At 64.0% G+C, this 17,040-nt stretch carries 17 protein-coding genes; 8 read left to right on the top strand and 9 right to left on the bottom strand.

Going from position 1 to position 17,040, the window contains the following annotated elements; genetic code table 11:
• Nucleotides 1-32: 32 nt before the first annotated feature.
• On the bottom strand, nucleotides 33-1,622 hold the full coding sequence (locus PNI01S_RS23030; RefSeq protein WP_038803663.1) for an ABC-F family ATPase: 1,590 nt from the start codon (nucleotides 1,620-1,622) through the stop codon (nucleotides 33-35).
• Between the two features lie 246 nt (nucleotides 1,623-1,868).
• On the opposite strand from PNI01S_RS23030, the gene PNI01S_RS23035 reads away from it, so the two are divergent.
• Both PNI01S_RS23035 and PNI01S_RS23040 read left to right on the top strand, forming a co-directional pair.
• On the top strand, nucleotides 1,869-2,819 hold the full coding sequence (locus PNI01S_RS23035) for a phospholipase D family protein (RefSeq protein WP_024764474.1): 951 nt from the start codon (nucleotides 1,869-1,871) through the stop codon (nucleotides 2,817-2,819).
• Between the two features lie 158 nt (nucleotides 2,820-2,977).
• Nucleotides 2,978-3,259, top strand: coding sequence for a hypothetical protein (locus PNI01S_RS23040; RefSeq protein ID WP_024764475.1), 282 nt, complete (start codon nucleotides 2,978-2,980; stop codon nucleotides 3,257-3,259).
• Between the two features lie 72 nt (nucleotides 3,260-3,331).
• Here the strand turns inward: PNI01S_RS23040 and PNI01S_RS23045 are convergent, their stop codons facing one another.
• From PNI01S_RS23045 to PNI01S_RS23065, 5 genes are all read right to left on the bottom strand, one after another.
• On the bottom strand, nucleotides 3,332-4,609 hold the full coding sequence (locus PNI01S_RS23045) for an OprD family porin (RefSeq protein ID WP_084359305.1): 1,278 nt from the start codon (nucleotides 4,607-4,609) through the stop codon (nucleotides 3,332-3,334).
• Nucleotides 4,610-4,892: 283 nt separating this feature from the next.
• The gene (locus tag PNI01S_RS23050) at nucleotides 4,893-6,074 is read right to left on the bottom strand and encodes an MFS transporter (protein WP_084359307.1); all 1,182 of its coding nucleotides are present in this window, start codon (nucleotides 6,072-6,074) and stop codon (nucleotides 4,893-4,895) included.
• Nucleotides 6,075-6,210: 136 nt separating this feature from the next.
• Nucleotides 6,211-6,765 (bottom strand): putative glycolipid-binding domain-containing protein, encoded by a 555-nt coding sequence (locus PNI01S_RS23055; RefSeq protein WP_084359309.1) that lies wholly within the window; start codon nucleotides 6,763-6,765, stop codon nucleotides 6,211-6,213.
• Nucleotides 6,765-7,127 carry an MmcQ/YjbR family DNA-binding protein gene (locus tag PNI01S_RS23060; protein WP_084359312.1) on the bottom strand — a complete coding sequence of 121 codons (363 nt, stop codon included), beginning with the start codon at nucleotides 7,125-7,127 and terminating at the stop codon, nucleotides 6,765-6,767. The genes PNI01S_RS23055 and PNI01S_RS23060 overlap by 1 nt, the downstream gene beginning before the upstream one ends.
• Nucleotides 7,128-7,139: 12 nt before the next feature.
• The gene (locus PNI01S_RS23065; RefSeq protein ID WP_024767268.1) at nucleotides 7,140-7,418 is read right to left on the bottom strand and encodes a peptidylprolyl isomerase; all 279 of its coding nucleotides are present in this window, start codon (nucleotides 7,416-7,418) and stop codon (nucleotides 7,140-7,142) included.
• 186 nt (nucleotides 7,419-7,604) lie between these two features.
• Between PNI01S_RS23065 and PNI01S_RS23070 the strand changes: the two genes are divergently transcribed.
• A complete protein-coding gene (locus tag PNI01S_RS23070) occupies nucleotides 7,605-8,834 on the top strand; it encodes a PilT/PilU family type 4a pilus ATPase (protein ID WP_024767267.1) in 1,230 nt (409 codons plus the stop codon).
• A 105-nt stretch (nucleotides 8,835-8,939) separates the two neighbouring features.
• On the opposite strand, the gene PNI01S_RS23075 is transcribed toward PNI01S_RS23070, so the two are convergent.
• Nucleotides 8,940-10,190 carry an OprD family porin gene (locus PNI01S_RS23075; protein WP_084359314.1) on the bottom strand — a complete coding sequence of 417 codons (1,251 nt, stop codon included), beginning with the start codon at nucleotides 10,188-10,190 and terminating at the stop codon, nucleotides 8,940-8,942.
• A gap of 520 nt (nucleotides 10,191-10,710) precedes the next feature.
• Here PNI01S_RS23075 and PNI01S_RS23080 point away from each other — a divergent pair.
• Nucleotides 10,711-11,595, top strand: coding sequence for a DMT family transporter (locus PNI01S_RS23080; RefSeq protein ID WP_024767266.1), 885 nt, complete (start codon nucleotides 10,711-10,713; stop codon nucleotides 11,593-11,595).
• A gap of 116 nt (nucleotides 11,596-11,711) precedes the next feature.
• Here PNI01S_RS23080 and PNI01S_RS23085 read toward each other — a convergent pair whose 3' ends face one another.
• Nucleotides 11,712-12,530 (bottom strand): helix-turn-helix domain-containing protein, encoded by an 819-nt coding sequence (locus PNI01S_RS23085; RefSeq protein ID WP_024767265.1) that lies wholly within the window; start codon nucleotides 12,528-12,530, stop codon nucleotides 11,712-11,714.
• A gap of 168 nt (nucleotides 12,531-12,698) precedes the next feature.
• Here PNI01S_RS23085 and PNI01S_RS23090 point away from each other — a divergent pair, with 168 nt between their 5' ends.
• The gene (locus PNI01S_RS23090; protein ID WP_024767264.1) at nucleotides 12,699-14,141 is read left to right on the top strand and encodes an alanine/glycine:cation symporter family protein; all 1,443 of its coding nucleotides are present in this window, start codon (nucleotides 12,699-12,701) and stop codon (nucleotides 14,139-14,141) included.
• Between the two features lie 86 nt (nucleotides 14,142-14,227).
• Nucleotides 14,228-15,223 carry an asparaginase gene (locus PNI01S_RS23095; protein WP_084359316.1) on the top strand — a complete coding sequence of 332 codons (996 nt, stop codon included), beginning with the start codon at nucleotides 14,228-14,230 and terminating at the stop codon, nucleotides 15,221-15,223.
• A gap of 15 nt (nucleotides 15,224-15,238) precedes the next feature.
• Here PNI01S_RS23095 and PNI01S_RS23100 read toward each other — a convergent pair whose 3' ends face one another.
• Nucleotides 15,239-15,865 carry a response regulator transcription factor gene (locus tag PNI01S_RS23100; RefSeq protein ID WP_024767262.1) on the bottom strand — a complete coding sequence of 209 codons (627 nt, stop codon included), beginning with the start codon at nucleotides 15,863-15,865 and terminating at the stop codon, nucleotides 15,239-15,241.
• 266 nt (nucleotides 15,866-16,131) lie between these two features.
• Here PNI01S_RS23100 and hpaC point away from each other — a divergent pair, with 266 nt between their 5' ends.
• Together hpaC and PNI01S_RS23110 are read left to right on the top strand one after the other, a co-directional pair.
• Nucleotides 16,132-16,653, top strand: a complete 522-nt coding sequence (gene hpaC, locus PNI01S_RS23105) for a 4-hydroxyphenylacetate 3-monooxygenase, reductase component (protein ID WP_024767261.1) — start codon at nucleotides 16,132-16,134, stop codon at nucleotides 16,651-16,653.
• A 31-nt stretch (nucleotides 16,654-16,684) separates the two neighbouring features.
• A partial coding sequence (locus PNI01S_RS23110) for a dioxygenase (protein WP_276526977.1) occupies nucleotides 16,685-17,040 on the top strand: 356 nt, incomplete at its 3' end.

A 17,040-nucleotide genomic window follows, 5' to 3' on the forward strand; every position in this document is an offset into this window, starting at 1 on the left:
AGCGGGGCTTTTTCATCCGGGCAGGGGAGTGATCAGACGATCACGCCCTGGCTGCGCAGGTAGTCGTCGTAGGTACCGCTGAAGTCGGTCACGCCATTTTCCGACAGTTCGATGATGCGGGTCGCCAGGGAGGAGACGAACTCACGGTCATGGCTGACGAAGATCAGGGTGCCCGGATAGTTTTCCAGCGCCAGGTTGAGCGACTCGATCGACTCCATGTCCAGGTGGTTGGTCGGTTCGTCCATCACCAGCACGTTGGGGCGCTTGAGGATCAGCTTGCCGAACAGCATGCGGCCCTGTTCGCCACCGGAGATGACCTTCACCGACTTCTTGATGTCGTCGTTGGAGAACAGCATGCGGCCGAGGGTGCCGCGCACCAGTTGCTCGCCGCCCTGGGTCCACTGGGCCATCCAGTCGAACAGGTTGTAATCGTCCTCGAAGTCCTCGGCGTGGTCCTGGGCGAAGTAGCCCACGTCCGCGCTGTCGGTCCACTTCACTTCGCCGGCAGTCGGCGCCATTTCGCCGACCAGGGTGCGCAGCAGGGTGGTCTTGCCGATACCGTTGGGGCCGATGATGGCGATGCGCTCGCCGGCTTCCACCTGCATGCTCAGGTTCTTGAACAGCGCGGTGCCGTCGAAGCCCTGGCTGACCTTTTCCAGCGTGACCGCCTGGCGGTGCAGCTTCTTGTGCTGCTCAAAGCGGATGAACGGGCTGACGCGGCTGGACGGCTTGACCTCTTCCAGCTGGATCTTGTCGATCTGGCGCGCACGGCTGGTGGCCTGCTTGGCCTTGGAGGCGTTGGCCGAGAAGCGGCTGACGAAGGTCTGCAGCTCGGCGATCTGCGCCTTCTTCTTGGCGTTGTCCGACAGCAGGCGCTCGCGGGCCTGTTCGGCCGCGGTCATGTACTCGTCGTAGTTGCCCGGGAACAGGCGCAGCTCGCCGTAGTCCAGGTCCGCCATGTGGGTGCAGACACTGTTCAGGAAGTGGCGATCGTGGGAAATGATGATCATGGTGCTGTTACGCGCCGTGATGATGTTTTCCAGCCAGCGGATGGTGTTGATGTCCAGGTGGTTGGTCGGCTCGTCGAGCAGCAGCAGGTCCGGATCGGAGAACAGCGCCTGGGCCAGCAGCACGCGCAGCTTCCAGCCCGGAGCGACGGCGCTCATCGGGCCGAAGTGCTGGTCCAGCGGAATGCCCAGGCCCAGCAGCAGCTCGCCGGCGCGGGATTCGGCGGTGTAGCCGTCGAACTCGGCGAACTGGACTTCCAGCTCGGCCACGGCCATGCCGTCTTCCTCGCTCATCTCCGGCAGGGAGTAGATGCGATCACGCTCGGCCTTGACCTTCCACAGTTCCTCGTGGCCCATGATCACGGTGTCGATCACGCTGAAGTCTTCATAGGCGAACTGGTCCTGGCGCAGTTTGCCCAGGCGCACGCCGTTTTCCAGCATGACCTGGCCACTCGAGGGCTCCAGTTCGCCGCCAAGGATCTTCATGAAGGTGGACTTGCCGCAACCGTTGGCGCCGATCAGGCCGTAGCGGTTGCCGTTGCCGAACTTGACGGAAACGTTTTCGAACAGCGGCTTGGCGCCAAACTGCATGGTGATATTGGCGGTGGAAATCAACTGACTGACCCTTGGCTGGACATGGTGCGCGCCGGGCGCTGACGGCGCGGGCGGGCAGGGAAGGCGCGGTCGTCGAACGAGACCGACAGGCGCCTGGCAAAGCCGCTCATTATGCCATGACCAGGCACGGGCTGCATGCTTTGCCGCTGCAGCGCCCGATTTGCGGGCGTAGGTCGGCATCCGACAGTTGAAACCCCCCATTGTCCTGCATCAGAATTCGGTGTTCAGAATTCTGGTGGGGGCTGTATGAAAATCCTAAACGCTCAACATTCGCTCAAGCAGTACCTGGAGCAGGTCAGCGGCAAGCTGATCACGGTCGTCTCGGCCTCCGCCAGTGAAACCGAGGCACTGATCGAAACCCTGGTGGAGAAGGGCAATCGCCTGGACCTGCTGGTGGGCACCATCAATTCCTTCACCTCGCCGGACTTCATCGACTTCTGCGTCCGCGACGCCGGCAAGAGCGTGACCCTGCACGTGGATTTTCGTGCACAGAACAGCGTGCACTGGAAGCTGGTGCTCATCGAGCCGGACGTGGTGATCCTCGGCAGTGCCAACTTCACCGAGATCGGCCTGAGCCTGACCCGCGATACCTGCACCGTGATCCAGGATGCGGCGCTGTATGCCGATTACCTGGCGCGCGTGGCCGAGATCAAGGGCATGGACGGCGTGGTGCTGGGCGAGGACATTCCTGCGTTCGACGAGCAACTGGAAGAGTACCGCCAGAGCCACCGCCGCGTGCAGGCGAGCCTCGCACGCAGCGCGCAGTACCTGGACGGCGAGAGCTGGCTGGGTGACGAGACCAACCAGAGTATCCCGCTGTTCATCTGGTACAGCGACCACTCCGACGAATCCGAGGAGCAGGCCGAAGCCTTCCTGCACGCCAGCAGCGATGGTGTGGACTGGGACGACGTGCGCGAGTTCTTCACCTACGAATGTGCCGAGGGTGTGCTGCCGTACGAAGAGGGCGACATGGTGTTGACTGCGCGCTGCAATGGCACGCATATCGGTTTCTACACCTTCGACCGCATCCTTTACCGCAACGGCACCTACTTCATCTATTCCTATCGCAAGAAGCGCTATACCCAGCCGTTCAAGCTGGAGGACGCCAAGGAGCGCCTGAAGGACGTGATTCCGGAGTGGTACGAGGAAATGCGCACCTCCCTCAATCGCCACGACATCAACAGCGTGGTGCGCTGACGCCCGGCCATTCATCGGCGCGCAGCCGGCCTGTCGATGGGTCGCACCCTGCGCGCCTTGGCATTTCCCGCCGTGCGGACTAGCATCCTGCCAGTATCTCGACGTCGCATGCTGCTGTTGCGTGAGCCCGTCAGAAACCTGTCAGGAGGCAAAGGATCGTGCCGCAACTTCCCCCCGATGAAGTCCCCGTTCGCCGCCGCATGCGCTGGCACTGGCGGCTGTTGACGCTGAAGATCTACATCCTTGCGGTATTCCTGCTCGCCTGCATGCTGGGGGGCAGTGCGATGCTGCTGCTCAATGTGCTCAACGACACGCTCGAACCGGCGCAGCGCCTGGGCTCCTTCGTGGCCGGTGGGTTGATCCTCTTGCTGTGCTTCCACATCCTGCGCATGGCGCTGCCGCCGATGCCGTGGCTACCCAGGCGGCGCACTCTGGAGTAGAAGAGGCCGGAATGAAAAACGCCCCGTGGCATCGCTGCCACGGGGCGTTTTCCTTGGAGCCTGATCAGATCATCAGAAGATGTTGACCGGGTACTCGACGAAGACGCGCACTTCGTTGCCGTCGTCGTTGTAGGAGCGGGCGTCGTTGGACACGCGCAGCCAGGAACCGCGCAGCTTGACCGACAGGTCCTTGGCCGGGCCGCTCGGTACGACGTACTTCAACTGGTTGAAGATTTCACGCTCTTTGCCGTTGCTGGTCTCGGCGGTCTTGATGTTGTCGCCGTAGACGTAGGCCACGGTGTAGCTCAGGCCGGGAACGCCGTACTCGGCGAAGTCCAGGCTGTAGCTGCCCTGCCAGGAACGCTCGTCCTCGCCGTTGAAGTCCGACCAGTAGGAGTTGGCCAGCCAGATGGTGGTGCCGCCATCACCCAGGCCACCTTCGTTCTGGTACCAGCCGTACTGGTAGCCGGAGTCGCCGTTGTTGCGCTGGTGCGCGACCATGAAGGTGTGGGCGCCGATGTTGTAGGCGGCCGACAGGCTCCAGATGGTGTTCTTGGTGCCGTCGTAGCCGTGGTCGGCAGCGAAGTCTTCGTTCACGCGAGTGCGATAGCCGTTGAAGTCCAGGGTCAGGGACTGCTTGTCGGCTACCGGGATGACGTAGTTCAGGTTCATGTACTGCTTGCGGGCGACGTCTTCGCTCTCATAGCCGTACAGGGAGCCGCTGAAGTTGTCGGTGAACTTGTAGCTGCCGCCGAACACGTCGATGCGCTTCAGGCCGCCGCTGTCACGCCCTTCGGCGCTCTTGCGGGTTTCCGAGGTGAAGCGCCCGACGTTCAGCTCCAGGCCTTCGATCTCCTTGGAGGTGATCAGGGTACCGGTGAAGCTTTCCGGCAGCAGGCGGGAGTTGTCGTAGCTCAGCACCGGCAGGGCCGGCATCTGGTCGCCGTACTTGATCACGGTGTTGGAGAAGCGGGCTTTTACTGCACCGCCGGCGCGGGCCAGGTCGTTGGCGGCTTCGCCGCTGTCGCCCTGCTTGAAGAAGTCGATGCCGGCAGCGCCGCTCTTACCTTGGCCGCCATCCAGACGCAGGGCGTACATGCCGAAGGCGTCAACGCCGAAGCCCACGGTGCCCTGGGTGAAGCCGGAGGTGAAGGTCGCGGTAGCGGCCTGGCCCCACTCGGCCTTGTCGTCGCGACCGTGCTTGTAGTCACGATTCATGTAGGCATTGCGGAAGAACAGGTCCAGGTGGCTGTCTTCGACGAAGCCCTTGGCAGTGGACTGGTCTTCGGCCATCGCGGCGGTCGACGCGAGGATCCCCAGTGCGAGCAGACTGATCCGGTGGTTCAGCATCTTGATTTCCTTAATGGTGCAGCGCCAGCGAACAGAAAGAAAAAAGCTCTCCGCCCCGAAGTGCGTGAACGGGGTAGGTGGAGTTCTGTGCTGGCATGTTCTTTTGGTTGTATTCGGGGCGTGGTCGCCCCGGCGCCGCCGGATAATAGCAGAGGATCGAACTTTTTCGTCCAGCCTCTGTCATGCGGATGTCATGATGACCTGATCAACGGCGATGGCTCCCGGATCAGGGGCGCTCGAAGGCAATCAACGCTGTTGCGGTTCTAAAGCTGCGCCGTGTCAATCAGGGCTGCTGATAGGAATGTTGATAGAGCCACAAACTGAGCATCAGCCCGCTGAATGCTGCGAGCGCGGCGCAGAGGAAGATCGAACCAAAGCCGAAGCCGTTGGCGACGGCGCCCATCAGCGGCCCGGTAACCCCCAGCGACACGTCGATGAACAGCGAATAGGCGCCCAGCGCGGCGCCGCGATTGGAGGCAGGCACCAGGCCGACGGCTTCCACGCCCAGCGCGGGGAACACCAGGGAGAAGCCGAAGCCGGTCAGCGCCGCGCCGGCGAGGGCGATCCATGGCGTCGGGGCGCTCCACAGCAGGAGCAGGCCGAGGCTTTCCACCGACAGGCAGGCGATGGCTACGCGGAAACCGCCGTGGCGGTTGATGGCGTTGGCGAACAGCAGTCGCGCGCCGATGAAGCAGCCACCGAAAGCGGTCAGGCAGTAGACGGCGTCTTTCCAGCCGAGGCTGGCGTAATAAAGCGTGACGAACGTGGCGATGGTGCCGAATCCGATACCGCCCAGTGCCAGGCCCATGCCGTGGGGGAATACCCGGCCGAGTACGTGGTGGAAGGGCATACGCTCGCCATGCACCAATGCCGCGGCGCGCTTGGGCCAGGCCAGGGCGAAGCCGAGCGCCGCCAACAGGACTACGCTGCTTCCCAGGCTGGCCAGCCCGAGTTGGCCGACCATCAGCACGCCCAACGGCGCGCCAATGGCCAGGGCGCCGTAGCTGGCGATGCCATTCCAGGAAATCACCTTGGCGGTGTTCGCCGCACCGACGCGGTCGATGCCCCAGGCGATCGAGGCACTGCCGACCAGGCTTTCCGAGGTGCCCAGTACCAGGCGTGCAGCCATCAGCAGGCCGAGGCTGAGCCACGGCAGGCCCTGCATCGCCCAGGAACCGAGCATCAGCGCGCCACTGCCGGCGCAGCCGAGCATGCCGTAGAGCACGGCGCGCTTGGGGCCGAGAGTATCGATGACCTTGCCGGCGTAGGGACGAGTCAGCAGGGTGGCCAGGTACTGGATGCTGATGACCAGGCCCGCCATGACCGAGCCGAAACCCAGGTCGGTGTGCACATAGCCGGGGAGCACGGCCAGCGGGATACCGATGGTCAGGTAGGCGATGAAGGTGAACAGGACGACGGACACCACTTGCAGGGTGGACGCGGTGGAGCGGTTCTGGGCAGGCATGTGCAGCAGTTCGGTACGGCAGGTGGGTGCTACATGATGGACCGCAGTGGCCATGTAGGAAAGCTAGCTAACGAACTACCTGGATATGGTTTTGCGTAGGCGCCAGCCAGGGGTGTCATCCGCAGGGGCGAGCCTGTCACACCCGGCGGAAGAGTGTCGGGTAATCGATCACCAGGCCTTCGGCATCCACTGACAGCAACGCCTGAAAGTCCGTGCCCTCCAGGTTTTCGTACAGGTAGTGAGTGGCGTCGATGCGTGTATAGCCCTGGCGCATCCGCACCGGCATGAGCTTCGGCGCTTCCAGATACACCACCGCCAGTTCGCGGCGATCGCCGTCGGCCAGTTGCAGGCGGCGGATCGGGAAGGTGTTGGTGAAGGGCGACGGCCAGAGGTCGATGTCCAGGCATCCTTCCAGCTCGCTCAGCAACTCGCCGCTGCCGCTTCGCCAATGGCCTTCGCCATCGGTCAGCAGGTGAAGCTGATGCGCACCGCGCTTGCTCTCGACGGAGAAATGCGCCTCGCGCAGGCGCCATTGGCTGTCCCACTCCAGTTGATACTCCAACTGATAGGGCGGCCCGCCCGCCTCGTCGATGGCGCGCAGTTGGCTTTCCGCGCGGCCGTCGCCCAATTGCAGGGACTCCCAGCTGGAGGTCGGCGCGTGCCACAGGCCTTCCCAATTCAGCGTGCGCATCAGGGCGCCTCCAGCACGAGGCCCAGGCGCTGCCGCTTGGGCAGGCGGGCGACCACCAGTTGGTGCGAACGGGTCAGGGCTTCGCGCAGTTCGGCATCGCCCATGGGGTAGGGGCGCTGCATGGAAATCCAGAAGGCCCGCGCCAGGTAGGGCGCAGGGCGGATGCCGGGGCGGTCGACATAGCCCAGGAACAGCTCCGGGCCGACCTTGAACGCCAGGCCGCCATTGCCGCTGTCGAGGAAATCGAGGATGGCGAACATCTTGTTGCCCGCCACCGAAAACACTCGGTTGCTGCCCCACTTGATGTCTTCGCGGGCGCCGGGCAGTTCCAGGCAGAAGCGGGCGATCTGTTGCGGCGTCATGACTCGGTTCCCTCAGTCCCGGAAATAGACCTCGACCAGATGGTAGCCGAACTGGCTTTTCACCGGGCCGTGGACCACGCCGACCGGCTTCTTGAAGATTACCTGGTCGATGGACTTCACCATCTGGCCGGGGCGTACCTCGCCCAGATCACCGCCGCGCTTGCCGGAAGCGCAGGTGGAGTGCTTGCGCGCCAGGGCGGCGAAATCCTCGCCCTTGGCCAGGCGCTGCTTGATCTGCTCGGCTTCGGCGGCGGTCTTGACCAGGATGTGGCGGGCCATGGCAACGGGCATTGTTTCGTGTCCTTAGATGAAAGCGTCTGGGCGCGATTGTACGGCAGCAGTGATGCAGGTCGCATTTCGCGATGGGTTGCATTGTCTGGCCTGGGGGCGCTCCATAGAGTCAATAAGCAAATTCTTATTTATGGGGCGCCGCTTACAGACGGCGTCCGCCGCCACCTTGCGTACGGATGCAGTTCAATGGATATCCAAGCGATGCTCAAGATCCTGGCCACCCAGGATGGTTCGGATCTTTACCTCTCCACCGGCGCGCCGCCCTGCGCCAAGTTCAACGGGGTGCTCAAACCCCTGTCCAACGAGCCGATGAAGGCAGGCGATGTCGCCCGCATCGGCTATGGGCTGATGGACGAGGAGCAGCGTGCGGAGTTCGACCGCGAGCTGGAGATGAACCTGGCGATTTCAGTTCCCGGTGTAGGGCGTTTCCGGATCAACCTGTTCAAACAGCGCAATGAAGTGTCCATCGTGGCGCGCAACATCAAGCTGGACATTCCGCTGTTCGACGACTTGAAGCTGCCCGACGTGCTGCTCAAGGTGGTCATGGAGAAGCGCGGCCTGGTGCTCTTCGTCGGCGGCACCGGCTCGGGCAAGTCCACTTCCCTGGCGGCGCTGATCGACCACCGCAACCGCAACAGCGGCGGCCACATCATCACCATCGAAGACCCCATCGAATACGTGCACCGGCACCGCAAGTCGATCATCAACCAGCGCGAAGTGGGCGTGGACACCCGCAGCTTCCATGCCGCACTGAAAAACACCCTGCGCCAGGCGCCGGACGTGATCCTGATCGGCGAGATCCGTGACCGCGAGACCATGGAGCACGCCCTGGCCTTCGCCGACACCGGCCACCTGGCGATCTCCACGCTGCACGCGAACAACGCCAACCAGGCGCTGGACCGCATCATCAACTTCTTCCCCGAGGAGCGCCGGCCGCAGCTGCTCAACGACCTGGGCAACAACCTCAAGGCCTTCGTTTCCCAGCGCCTGGTACGCACCCAGGACGGCAAGCGCCGTGCAGCAGTGGAAGTGCTGCTGGGCACGGCGACCATCAGCGACATCATCAAGCGTGGCGACTTCAGTTCGATCAAGGAGATCATGGACAAGTCCCGTGCCCTGGGCATGCAGACCTTCGACCAGGCGCTGTTCGACCTGGCGGTGGAAGGGGCGATCACCGAGGAAGAGGCGGTGAAGAACGCCGACTCGGCGAACAACCTGCGGCTGAAGCTCAAGCTGTACAAGGACAACCCGGGCAGCGTCGGCAGCACCGCCACACCTGCGGCTGCCAAGCCAGCTGCCCCGGCGCCGGTTGCACCGCCGCCGGCCACCCAGCCTGTCGAGGCTTCGAGTTGGGGGCTGGAACTGGCACTGGAAGAGATCGAGGCGGAAGACGCCGAGAAGCCGGCCGGGCAGTAAACCGCCAGTTGAACGAAGGAAAAGCCCCGGCACGCCGGGGCTTTTTCATGGGAGCGGAATCAGCGCGTTCCTTCGCGCGTCGGTGAGTTCGGCGCCCAAAGCGCATCAGAGTAATGACAGCGGATAGCTGATGATCAGCCGATTCTCGTCGAAGCTGTTGGTGCTGCCCCAGTCGCGGCGCATGGTCGAGTTGCGCCACTTCACGGTCAGCGTCCTGAAGGTGCCGCTCTGCACTGTGTACGCCAGTTCACTCTCGCGGCCCCATTCGCTGCCGTCGGTGGTGCTGGCGTTGTGCACGTTTTCGCCGTGGATGTAGCGGTTCATCAGGGTCAGGCCGGGAAAGCCGGAGGCGGCGAAGTCGTAGTCATGACGCAGTTGCCAGGAGCGCTCCTTCGCGCTCTCGTAGCTGGCGTTGTAGCTGTCGTTGGCGAGGGTGCCACCACTGGTGCCATTGACGCGGAACCATTCGTCATCGCCCATGACCTTCTGCAGGCCGAGGTAGAAGGTGCTTGCACCGTACTTGGCCGAAAACATTCCTGAAAATGTCCGGTTGTCGAGGTCTCCGGCCTTGGCACTGCCATCCTCCTTGCCCCAGAAGTAGCCGATATTCGCACCGAGTACCCAATTGCCCAGCGGCTGGCTGTGCTGCAGCTGCAGGTATTGCTGCTGGTAGATGTCCTTCAGCTGCGCGTTCCACAGGCCGACCAGCGTGCGGTCGCCGTTGAAGCGGTATTCGCCACCGGCGAAGTTGAAGCGGTCCGAGGTGTAGGCGGGGCGGTTGAACAGTGACATGTCTTGCATGCTGGCGTCGTTGCGCGGGCTGTTCTGGCGGAACTGGCCGCCGTAGAGCGTCAGGTCGTCGATTTCCTTCGAGGTGACCTGGGCGCCCTGGAAGGTCTGCGGCAGCGAGCGGCCGTCGTCCGAGCGCAGGATCGGCAACACCACCATCCATTCACCGGCCTTGAATTCGGTGTTCGACACCTTGGCCTTGCCGGCCACCGCCAGGCGGCCGAAATCGTCGGCTGGGCGACCGTCGTCGTGGGTCGGCAGCAACTGGGTGCCGGCCGTGCCCTTGCCGCCATCGAGCTTCAGGCTGTACAGCCCGAGTAGGTCCAGGCCGAGCCCGACGGTGCCCTGGGTGTAGCCGGAGCGGGCGTCGAGAATGAAGCTCTGGGTCCATTCCTCCGCCTTGTCCTGGCGGGCTTCGCCGACGTAATTGCGGTTCATGTAGAAGTTGCGCAGCAGCAGGCTGGCCTTGGCGTCATCGAGAAAGCCGCCTTCGTCGGCACTGGCCAGGACGGGCAGGGTGGGTAACAGGCAGACGCTGATGGTGAGATGCGGCAGCTGGCGGAGCATGGGGTATTCCCTCGGCATTCTTGTCATTGTTGAGGCGAGCGGGGACCTCCGCGCGGCCCTTTCGGAGGGCGGCGGATGGAGGACTAAGGCGGTCAGGACGCGGATCAGCCAGGCGCGACAGGAATGTGCGGAGGGGCGGTACGAGCGATGCACGCGCGCAGGCGTGCCAGGGTGAGCATGAGCATGTGAACGGACCTTTCTTATAGTTGTTGGCGCCGCATCGAGGCGGCGGCTGGGTCCATAGTGGTGCTCCGCGCCGGCGGGCCGCAATTCGCCAGAGGCGTAAGCGTTCGCTGTTCGAACATGAATTAACCAAATGGAACATTCTTCCGCCGGCATTGCGCGTAGGATGCCTGGCACAACGCCGAGCAGGACTCGTATCGCCCGGCCTTTCAGCGGACCCGCGAGGTGCTCGGGTAGCGGCGCGGCGGATTCTTTCTGCAGAGCCTCCTGCTAGGCTGTCCCGCTCTCCATGTTGGCCCCCGTGCCGGCCGCATCTGCCTATTGAATCCGTGAGTCGATGAGTACCAGCCAATCGCCGTTGTCCGGCGTCCACCAGCCCTTCAAGGGCATCCTGCTCATCGTCCTGGCGACCTTCCTGTTCTCCAGCCACGACGCGCTGTCCAAGTACCTGGCGAGCATCTATCCCATCGTCATGGTGGTGTGGGCGCGCTATGTGGTGCACACGCTGCTGATGGCGGGCATCTTCCTGCCGCGCGCCGGCCTCGCCGTGCTGCGGACCCGCCATCCGTTCCTGCAGACGCTACGGGCACTGTGCCTGCTGGGTACCAGCTTCCTGTTCACCACGGGGCTGCAGTACATACCGCTGGCCGAGGCGACCTCGGTGAACTTCCTCGCGCCGCTGCTGGTGACGGCATTGTCGGTACCGCTGCTGGGCGAGCGGGTCAGTTTCGGCCAGTGGGCCGCAGTGCTGGTGGGATTCGCCGGCGTGCTGGTCATCGTCCACCCCGGCGGTGACCTGTTTACCCCGGCAGTCCTGCTGCCCTTCGGTTCGGCGCTGTGTTTCAGCTTCTACCAGTTGCTGACCCGCAAGCTCAGCCAGGTGGACAGTCCGACCACCAGCAACTTCTTCGCCGGGTTGTGCAACACCCTGATCGTCAGCGCGCTGGTGCCGTTCTTCTGGCAATGGCCGGGACTGGTCCATGGGCTGATGATGCTGGCCCTGGGCACCTGCGGGATGACCGCGCACCTGTTCCTGACCCAGGCTTTCAAGCATGCCGCGCCGGCTCTGCTGGCACCGTTCAGCTATTGCCAGATCGTCTTCGCCGGGCTGCTGGGGTTCGTGATCTTCGGCCATACGCCGGAGCCGTCGGCGCTGCTGGGGATCGCGGTGATCTGCGGCAGCGGGCTGGCGGCGGCCTGGCTGCAGAGTCGCAAGGGGTAGGGCGACACCGTTGCTGTTGGAGCGAGCTTGCTCGCGAACAGCCCAGCGTCGGAGCAACCGGTGAATCCGTTCGCGAGCAAGCTCGCTCCTACAGAAAGCAATAGCGCCGAGCAGGCTTACTCGATCTCGAACAACCCGTGGCGGATCGGCCCGACCTGCAGGCGCTGGCGCACGTCGTCGTCGATGCGCGGGTCGTCCGGCTGGTACAGCTTCACCTGGCGATAGGCGCTGATGCGGTTGATCTCCGGCCCCAGGTACTCCCAGACCACGCGAGTGCAGGCCGGGGTGCGCCGGTCGCCGCTGGAGACGCCGGTCTTCAGGCCGTTCAGGCGTGTGATGCGGCTCTTGAAGCTGGGGATGAGGATGGTCTGGCTCATCTCGTTGACCGTGAGCGACTCGTAGTCCATCAGGAACACCCGGTCCTGCAACTGGAACGCTGCGCCCAGGTAGCGGCAACGCACCCAGTCCTCGGCCTGCACGTCGGTGCTGCTGGAACGCTCCTGGCGCTCCTGGCGCTCGAAGAGGAAATTGCCGTCCTCTTCGTACAGGTGCACCAGCGAGAGCAGGATCGAGCCGGGGACCGACATGCAGTTGGAATACTCGAAGTAGTAGCCGCAGTAACGCGACAGGTTGCCTGCGTGGTCGCGCAGCGGGCGGAGCATTTCCAGCAATGGATCGTCGCGTTGCACGTTGGCCTGCGAGGTGCCGCGCGCACCAATCAGCCGGGCGAATTGCTCGGGCGGCAATTGCAGCTCGTAGTCCTCGACGCCGAAGAAGTCGCCAATCCGCTTGAGGTTGTACGCGGTGGGCTGGCTCTGCCCGCCGAGATACTTGTTGAACTGTGCGCGGTTGATCGAAAGCTTGCGGCAAACCTCCGAAATAGAGCGGTAGTGCGCGCAGAGCAGCTTGAGATTGGGGCCGAGGTTTTCGGACATTCGTGCCAGGTCCAGGTGATGCGACTGGCGCAATTATAGCGTCAGGTAGCATCAATTCGTAGCAAGCCGCGAAATTGTTTCGGAAGGCTTCGGGCGCAACCATGCGCCCCCAGTGAGCGGACCAGCCCCAGGTCCGTGCTCCCACAATAACAATCGAGGCCCCAGCACATGCTCGACGCGATCAACGATTTCCTCTCCGGGAAAGTCCTCATCGTCCTCATCGTAGGACTCGGCGCGTACTTCACCATCCGCTCCCGTTTCGTCCAGTTCCGCCACTTCGGCCACATGTTCGGCGTGTTCAAGGAGTCGATCCGGGGCCAATCCGGCCAGCTGAGCTCGTTCCAGGCACTGATGCTGAGCCTCGCCGGCCGCGTGGGTGCCGGCAATATCGCGGGTGTCGGCATCGCCGTGACCCTCGGTGGCCCCGGCGCTGTGTTCTGGATGTGGGTCACCGCGCTGGTGGGCATGTCCAGCAGCTTCTTCGAGTGCACCCTGGCCCAGGTCTACAAGCGTAGCGACGGCAACGGCCTGTACCGCGGCGGCCCGGCCTACTACATCCAGCACGGCTTGAAGCTGCGCTGGATGGCCATGACCTTCGCGGTCCTGCTGCTGGTGACCTACGGTTTCGCCTTCAACGGCCTGCAAGCCTTCACCGTAACCCACTCGCTGCAGAATGCCTTCGACATCCCGGTCCTGTATTCGGGCATCGCCCTGGCCGTGCTGCTGGCCATCGTGTTCTTCGGTGGCATCCAGCGCATCGCCGCGGTCTCCGACCTGCTGGTGCCGGTCAAGACCCTGGCCTACATCGCCGTGACCCTGTACGTGATCGTCACCCAGATCGAGCTGGTGCCGGGCATGCTGACCACCATCGTGAAGAGCGCCTTCGGGCTGGAACCGGCCTTCGCCGGCCTGCTGGGCAGCGCCATCGTGATGGGCGTGAAGCGTGGCGTGTTTGCCAACGAAGCGGGCCTGGGCAGTGCGCCGAACGTGGCCGCAGTCGCCGCCGTGCGCCATCCGGCGTCCCAGGGCGTGGTCCAGGCGTTCAGCGTGTTCCTCGACACCTTCGTCATCTGCACCTGCACCGCGCTGCTGATCCTGCTCTCGGGCTTCTACACCCCGGGCTTCGAAGGCGACGGCATCACCCTGACCCAGAACTCGCTGGCCGCCGTGGTCGGTGACTGGGGCCGGATCTTCGTCAGCGTCGCGCTGTCGCTGTTCGTGTTCACCTGCATCACCTACAACTACTACCTCGGCGAGAACGCCCTGCAGTTCATCGTCGGCCGCAGCCGCACCGCGCTGATCGCCTTCCGCGTGCTGGTGCTGGGCCTGATCCTCTGGGGCTCGATGCAGAACCTGGGCACCGTGTTCGCCTTCGCCGACATCACCATGACCTGCCTGGCCTTCGTCAACCTGGTGGCCCTGGCGATGCTGATCAAGACCGGCCTGCGCGTGATGCGCGACTACGACGAGCAGCGCCGCTCCGGTATCGAGCGCCCGGTGTTCGACGCCAGCAAGTTCGCCGACCTGGACATCGACCACGACGCCTGGCGCGACGCGCACAAGATCAATTCGACCGCTCCGGCCCACGGCAGCCTGCCCGCCCAGGGCTGATCCGCTGACTTTGGTCTGATACGCAAGGCCGGGACTTCTCCCGGCCTTGCGGTTTATCCTGTGAACTTTCCTACAAGAGCACTGGCATGCGTCGCGTGAAGAACCTCTTCGTCCTCTATACCGGCGGCACCATCGGCATGCTGCAGACTGCCGAAGGCCTGGCGCCGGCTGGCGGTTTCGAAGCGCGCATGCGCGAACAACTGCAAGGCCACGGCGAGATTCACCTCGACTGGTCCTTCAGCGAACTGCAACCGCTGCTCGACAGTGCCAACATGACCCAGGCCAACTGGCTGGCCATGCGCGACGCCATCGTCGGTGCGGTGGAGCAGTGCGACCATGACGGCGTGCTGGTCCTGCACGGCACCGACACCCTGGCTTACAGCGCTGCGGCGCTGTCCTTCCTGCTCCTGGGGCTGGACGTGCCCGTGGTGTTCACCGGCTCCATGCAGCCGATGGGCGCGCCGGGCAGCGATGCGCCGGCGAACCTGCTGGGCGCGCTGAATGCACTGGATGCCGGTGTCGAGCCGGGTGTCCGGTTGTTTTTCAATGGCGAGATGATGCACGGCGCCCGCGTCACCAAGCTGCGCAGCGAGGCGTTCGATGCCTTTGCCGTGTTGCCGCGTGAGCGCAAAGGTGAACGCGCGGAATCGCTTCCTGCCGAACTGAGCTACCGCCAGCCGCGCCAACCGGTGAACCTCGCCGTGCTGCCGCTGTTCCCCGGCCTGCGTGCCGAGCACCTGCGTGCGCTGCTCGGCAGTGGGGTACAGGCGTTGCTGCTGGAGTGCTACGGGAGCGGCACCGGTCCGTCGGATAACGAGGAGCTGCTCGCGGTATTGCGCGAGGCTCATACTCGCGGCGTGGTGTTGGCTGCGATCAGCCAATGCCCGCAGGGGCACGTGGCGTTCGACGTCTATGCCGCGGGCAGTCGCCTGCGCGATGCGGGGCTGGTTTCCGGCGGAGGCATGACCCGCGAAGCGGCGCTGGGCAAGTTGTTCAGCCTGATCGGCAGCGGCCTGGCGCCGGCCGAGACGGAGCGCCTGTTCGCCCTCGACCTGTGCGGCGAGCGCGTCGAAACGAATTAAGGGAGAGCGCCCCGGTCAGGGGCGCGATTCTTCCAGCGGCACGTTGAGCACTTCGCGTACCAGCATGGCGATGCTGCTCACGCCCATCTTTTCCTTGATCTTGGTGCGGTGCACGTCGACGGTCTTGACGCTGATGTTCAGCTCGCGGGCGATGACCTTGCTGGCCTTGCCGTCCACCACCATCATCAGGATTTCCCGTTCCCGCCCGGTCAGCAGGTCGAGCTTGTGCTGCAGGACCTGCTTCTGCTCCTGCCCGGCGTGTACCTGTACCGCGCTTTTCAGTGCGGCCTGGATGCGATCGAGCATCTGCTGCGGGTTGTAGGGCTTCTCGACGAAATCCAGCGCGCCGTTCTTCATCGCCTTCACCGACATGGGGATGTCGCCGTGGGCGGTGACGAAGATGGTCGGCAGGGCGATGCCCTTGTCGTTGAGCATTTCCTGCAACTGGAACCCACTGGTCTCGGGCATGCGCACGTCGAGCACCAGGCAGGCGGGGAGCTTGGGGTCGTATTCGCGCAGGAACTCCTCGGCGCCGCCGTAGCACAGCGATTCGATGCTGACCGATTCGAGCAGCCAGGCGAGGGAGGTGCGCAGGTCCTTGTCGTCGTCGACGATGTAGACCACGGGTTTTCTAGCATCCATCAGGCGTTGCCACTTTCTTTTTTTATCGTTGTAGAGCTGCACGTAGGCCGCGTGCGCCGGGCTTTGGCCCGGTCGCCGCAATGGCATGTCCCGGAGCATACCCATAGTCGCCGAGGCTGACGATAAAGAAACCACCTAGATGACTAGCGGCCACCACCCTCTGGGGTGGTAATCGTCTGAATGTTTCGCGCCCTGGCGCTGCCCTACGCTGGCCCCATACAAGAAAGGCCGGGCGTGCCGGCCACTCCAGCACAAGGGGCGAAGACATGGCCAACACCCTCAGCCAGACCCAGATCGATTTCCGCAACGCCATGGCGCAATTGCCGGCGGCGGTGAACATCATCACCACCAACGGCCCGGAAGGCCGCTGCGGCATCACCGCCAGCGCGGTCTGCTCGGTCACCGACTCGCCGCCCACGGTGCTGGTCTGCGTCAACCGCGGCAGCGCCACTCACGATGTATTCCGCAGCAACGGCCACCTGTGCGTCAACGTGCTCTGTGGCGAGCAGGAAGAGCTGGCCAAGCATTTCGCCGGGATGACCAAGGTGTCCATGGAAGAGCGCTTCGCCTGGGACCTCTGGGACGACGGCTACGCCGGCCTGCCGGTGCTGCGCCAGGCGCTGGTCAGCCTCGAGGGTCGCATCAGCGACTGCAAGGAAGTCGGCTCGCACACCGTGATGTTCGTCGAGCTGGAAAAGGTCGCCGTGCGCGAGCGCCAGGACAGCCTGGTGTACTTCAATCGCGTCTTCCACCGCGTCGACCGCGAGGCCGTGCGCTGCGCGAGCTGACTCCGAAAACAACAAGAACGAGGTGATCAACGTGACCCTGAAGATTTCCCAGACTGCCGACATCCAGACCTTCTTCGAAGAGGCCAGCGGCGCCCTGAACGATCAGGGCAACCCGCGCGTGAAGAACCTTGTCCTGCGCATCCTGCAGGACACCGCCAGGCTCATCGAAGACATGAATGTCACCCCCGACGAGTTCTGGAAAGCCGTGGACTACCTCAACCGCCTCGGCGCGCGCCAGGAGGCCGGGCTGGTGGTCGCCGGCCTGGGCATCGAGCACTACCTCGACCTGCTGCTGGACGCCCAGGACGCGGCGGTCGGCATCGAAGGCGGCACCCCGCGCACCATCGAAGGCCCGTTGTACGTAGCGGGTGCGCCGCTGTCCGAAGG

This window comes from Pseudomonas nitroreducens NBRC 12694, from assembly GCF_002091755.1.
GTDB lineage: Bacteria > Pseudomonadota > Gammaproteobacteria > Pseudomonadales > Pseudomonadaceae > Pseudomonas > Pseudomonas nitroreducens.

Excerpts from the sequence above, each read along its gene's own strand:
- PNI01S_RS23055 (WP_084359309.1), bottom strand. The coding sequence starts at position 6,765 with ATGCGCACGCTGAATTGGGAAGGCCTGTGGCACGCGCCGACCTCCAGC.
- PNI01S_RS23075 (WP_084359314.1), bottom strand. The coding sequence starts at position 10,190 with ATGCTCCGCCAGCTGCCGCATCTCACCATCAGCGTCTGCCTGTTACCC.
- hpaC (WP_024767261.1), top strand. The coding sequence starts at position 16,132 with ATGGCCAACACCCTCAGCCAGACCCAGATCGATTTCCGCAACGCCATG.
- PNI01S_RS23080 (WP_024767266.1), top strand. The coding sequence starts at position 10,711 with ATGAGTACCAGCCAATCGCCGTTGTCCGGCGTCCACCAGCCCTTCAAG.
- PNI01S_RS23035 (WP_024764474.1), top strand. The coding sequence starts at position 1,869 with ATGAAAATCCTAAACGCTCAACATTCGCTCAAGCAGTACCTGGAGCAG.
- PNI01S_RS23085 (WP_024767265.1), bottom strand. The coding sequence starts at position 12,530 with ATGTCCGAAAACCTCGGCCCCAATCTCAAGCTGCTCTGCGCGCACTAC.
- PNI01S_RS23045 (WP_084359305.1), bottom strand. The coding sequence starts at position 4,609 with ATGCTGAACCACCGGATCAGTCTGCTCGCACTGGGGATCCTCGCGTCG.
- PNI01S_RS23050 (WP_084359307.1), bottom strand. The coding sequence starts at position 6,074 with ATGCCTGCCCAGAACCGCTCCACCGCGTCCACCCTGCAAGTGGTGTCC.
- PNI01S_RS23070 (WP_024767267.1), top strand. The coding sequence starts at position 7,605 with ATGGATATCCAAGCGATGCTCAAGATCCTGGCCACCCAGGATGGTTCG.
- PNI01S_RS23100 (WP_024767262.1), bottom strand. The coding sequence starts at position 15,865 with ATGGATGCTAGAAAACCCGTGGTCTACATCGTCGACGACGACAAGGAC.
- PNI01S_RS23090 (WP_024767264.1), top strand. The coding sequence starts at position 12,699 with ATGCTCGACGCGATCAACGATTTCCTCTCCGGGAAAGTCCTCATCGTC.
- PNI01S_RS23095 (WP_084359316.1), top strand. The coding sequence starts at position 14,228 with ATGCGTCGCGTGAAGAACCTCTTCGTCCTCTATACCGGCGGCACCATC.
- PNI01S_RS23060 (WP_084359312.1), bottom strand. The coding sequence starts at position 7,127 with ATGACGCCGCAACAGATCGCCCGCTTCTGCCTGGAACTGCCCGGCGCC.
- PNI01S_RS23065 (WP_024767268.1), bottom strand. The coding sequence starts at position 7,418 with ATGCCCGTTGCCATGGCCCGCCACATCCTGGTCAAGACCGCCGCCGAA.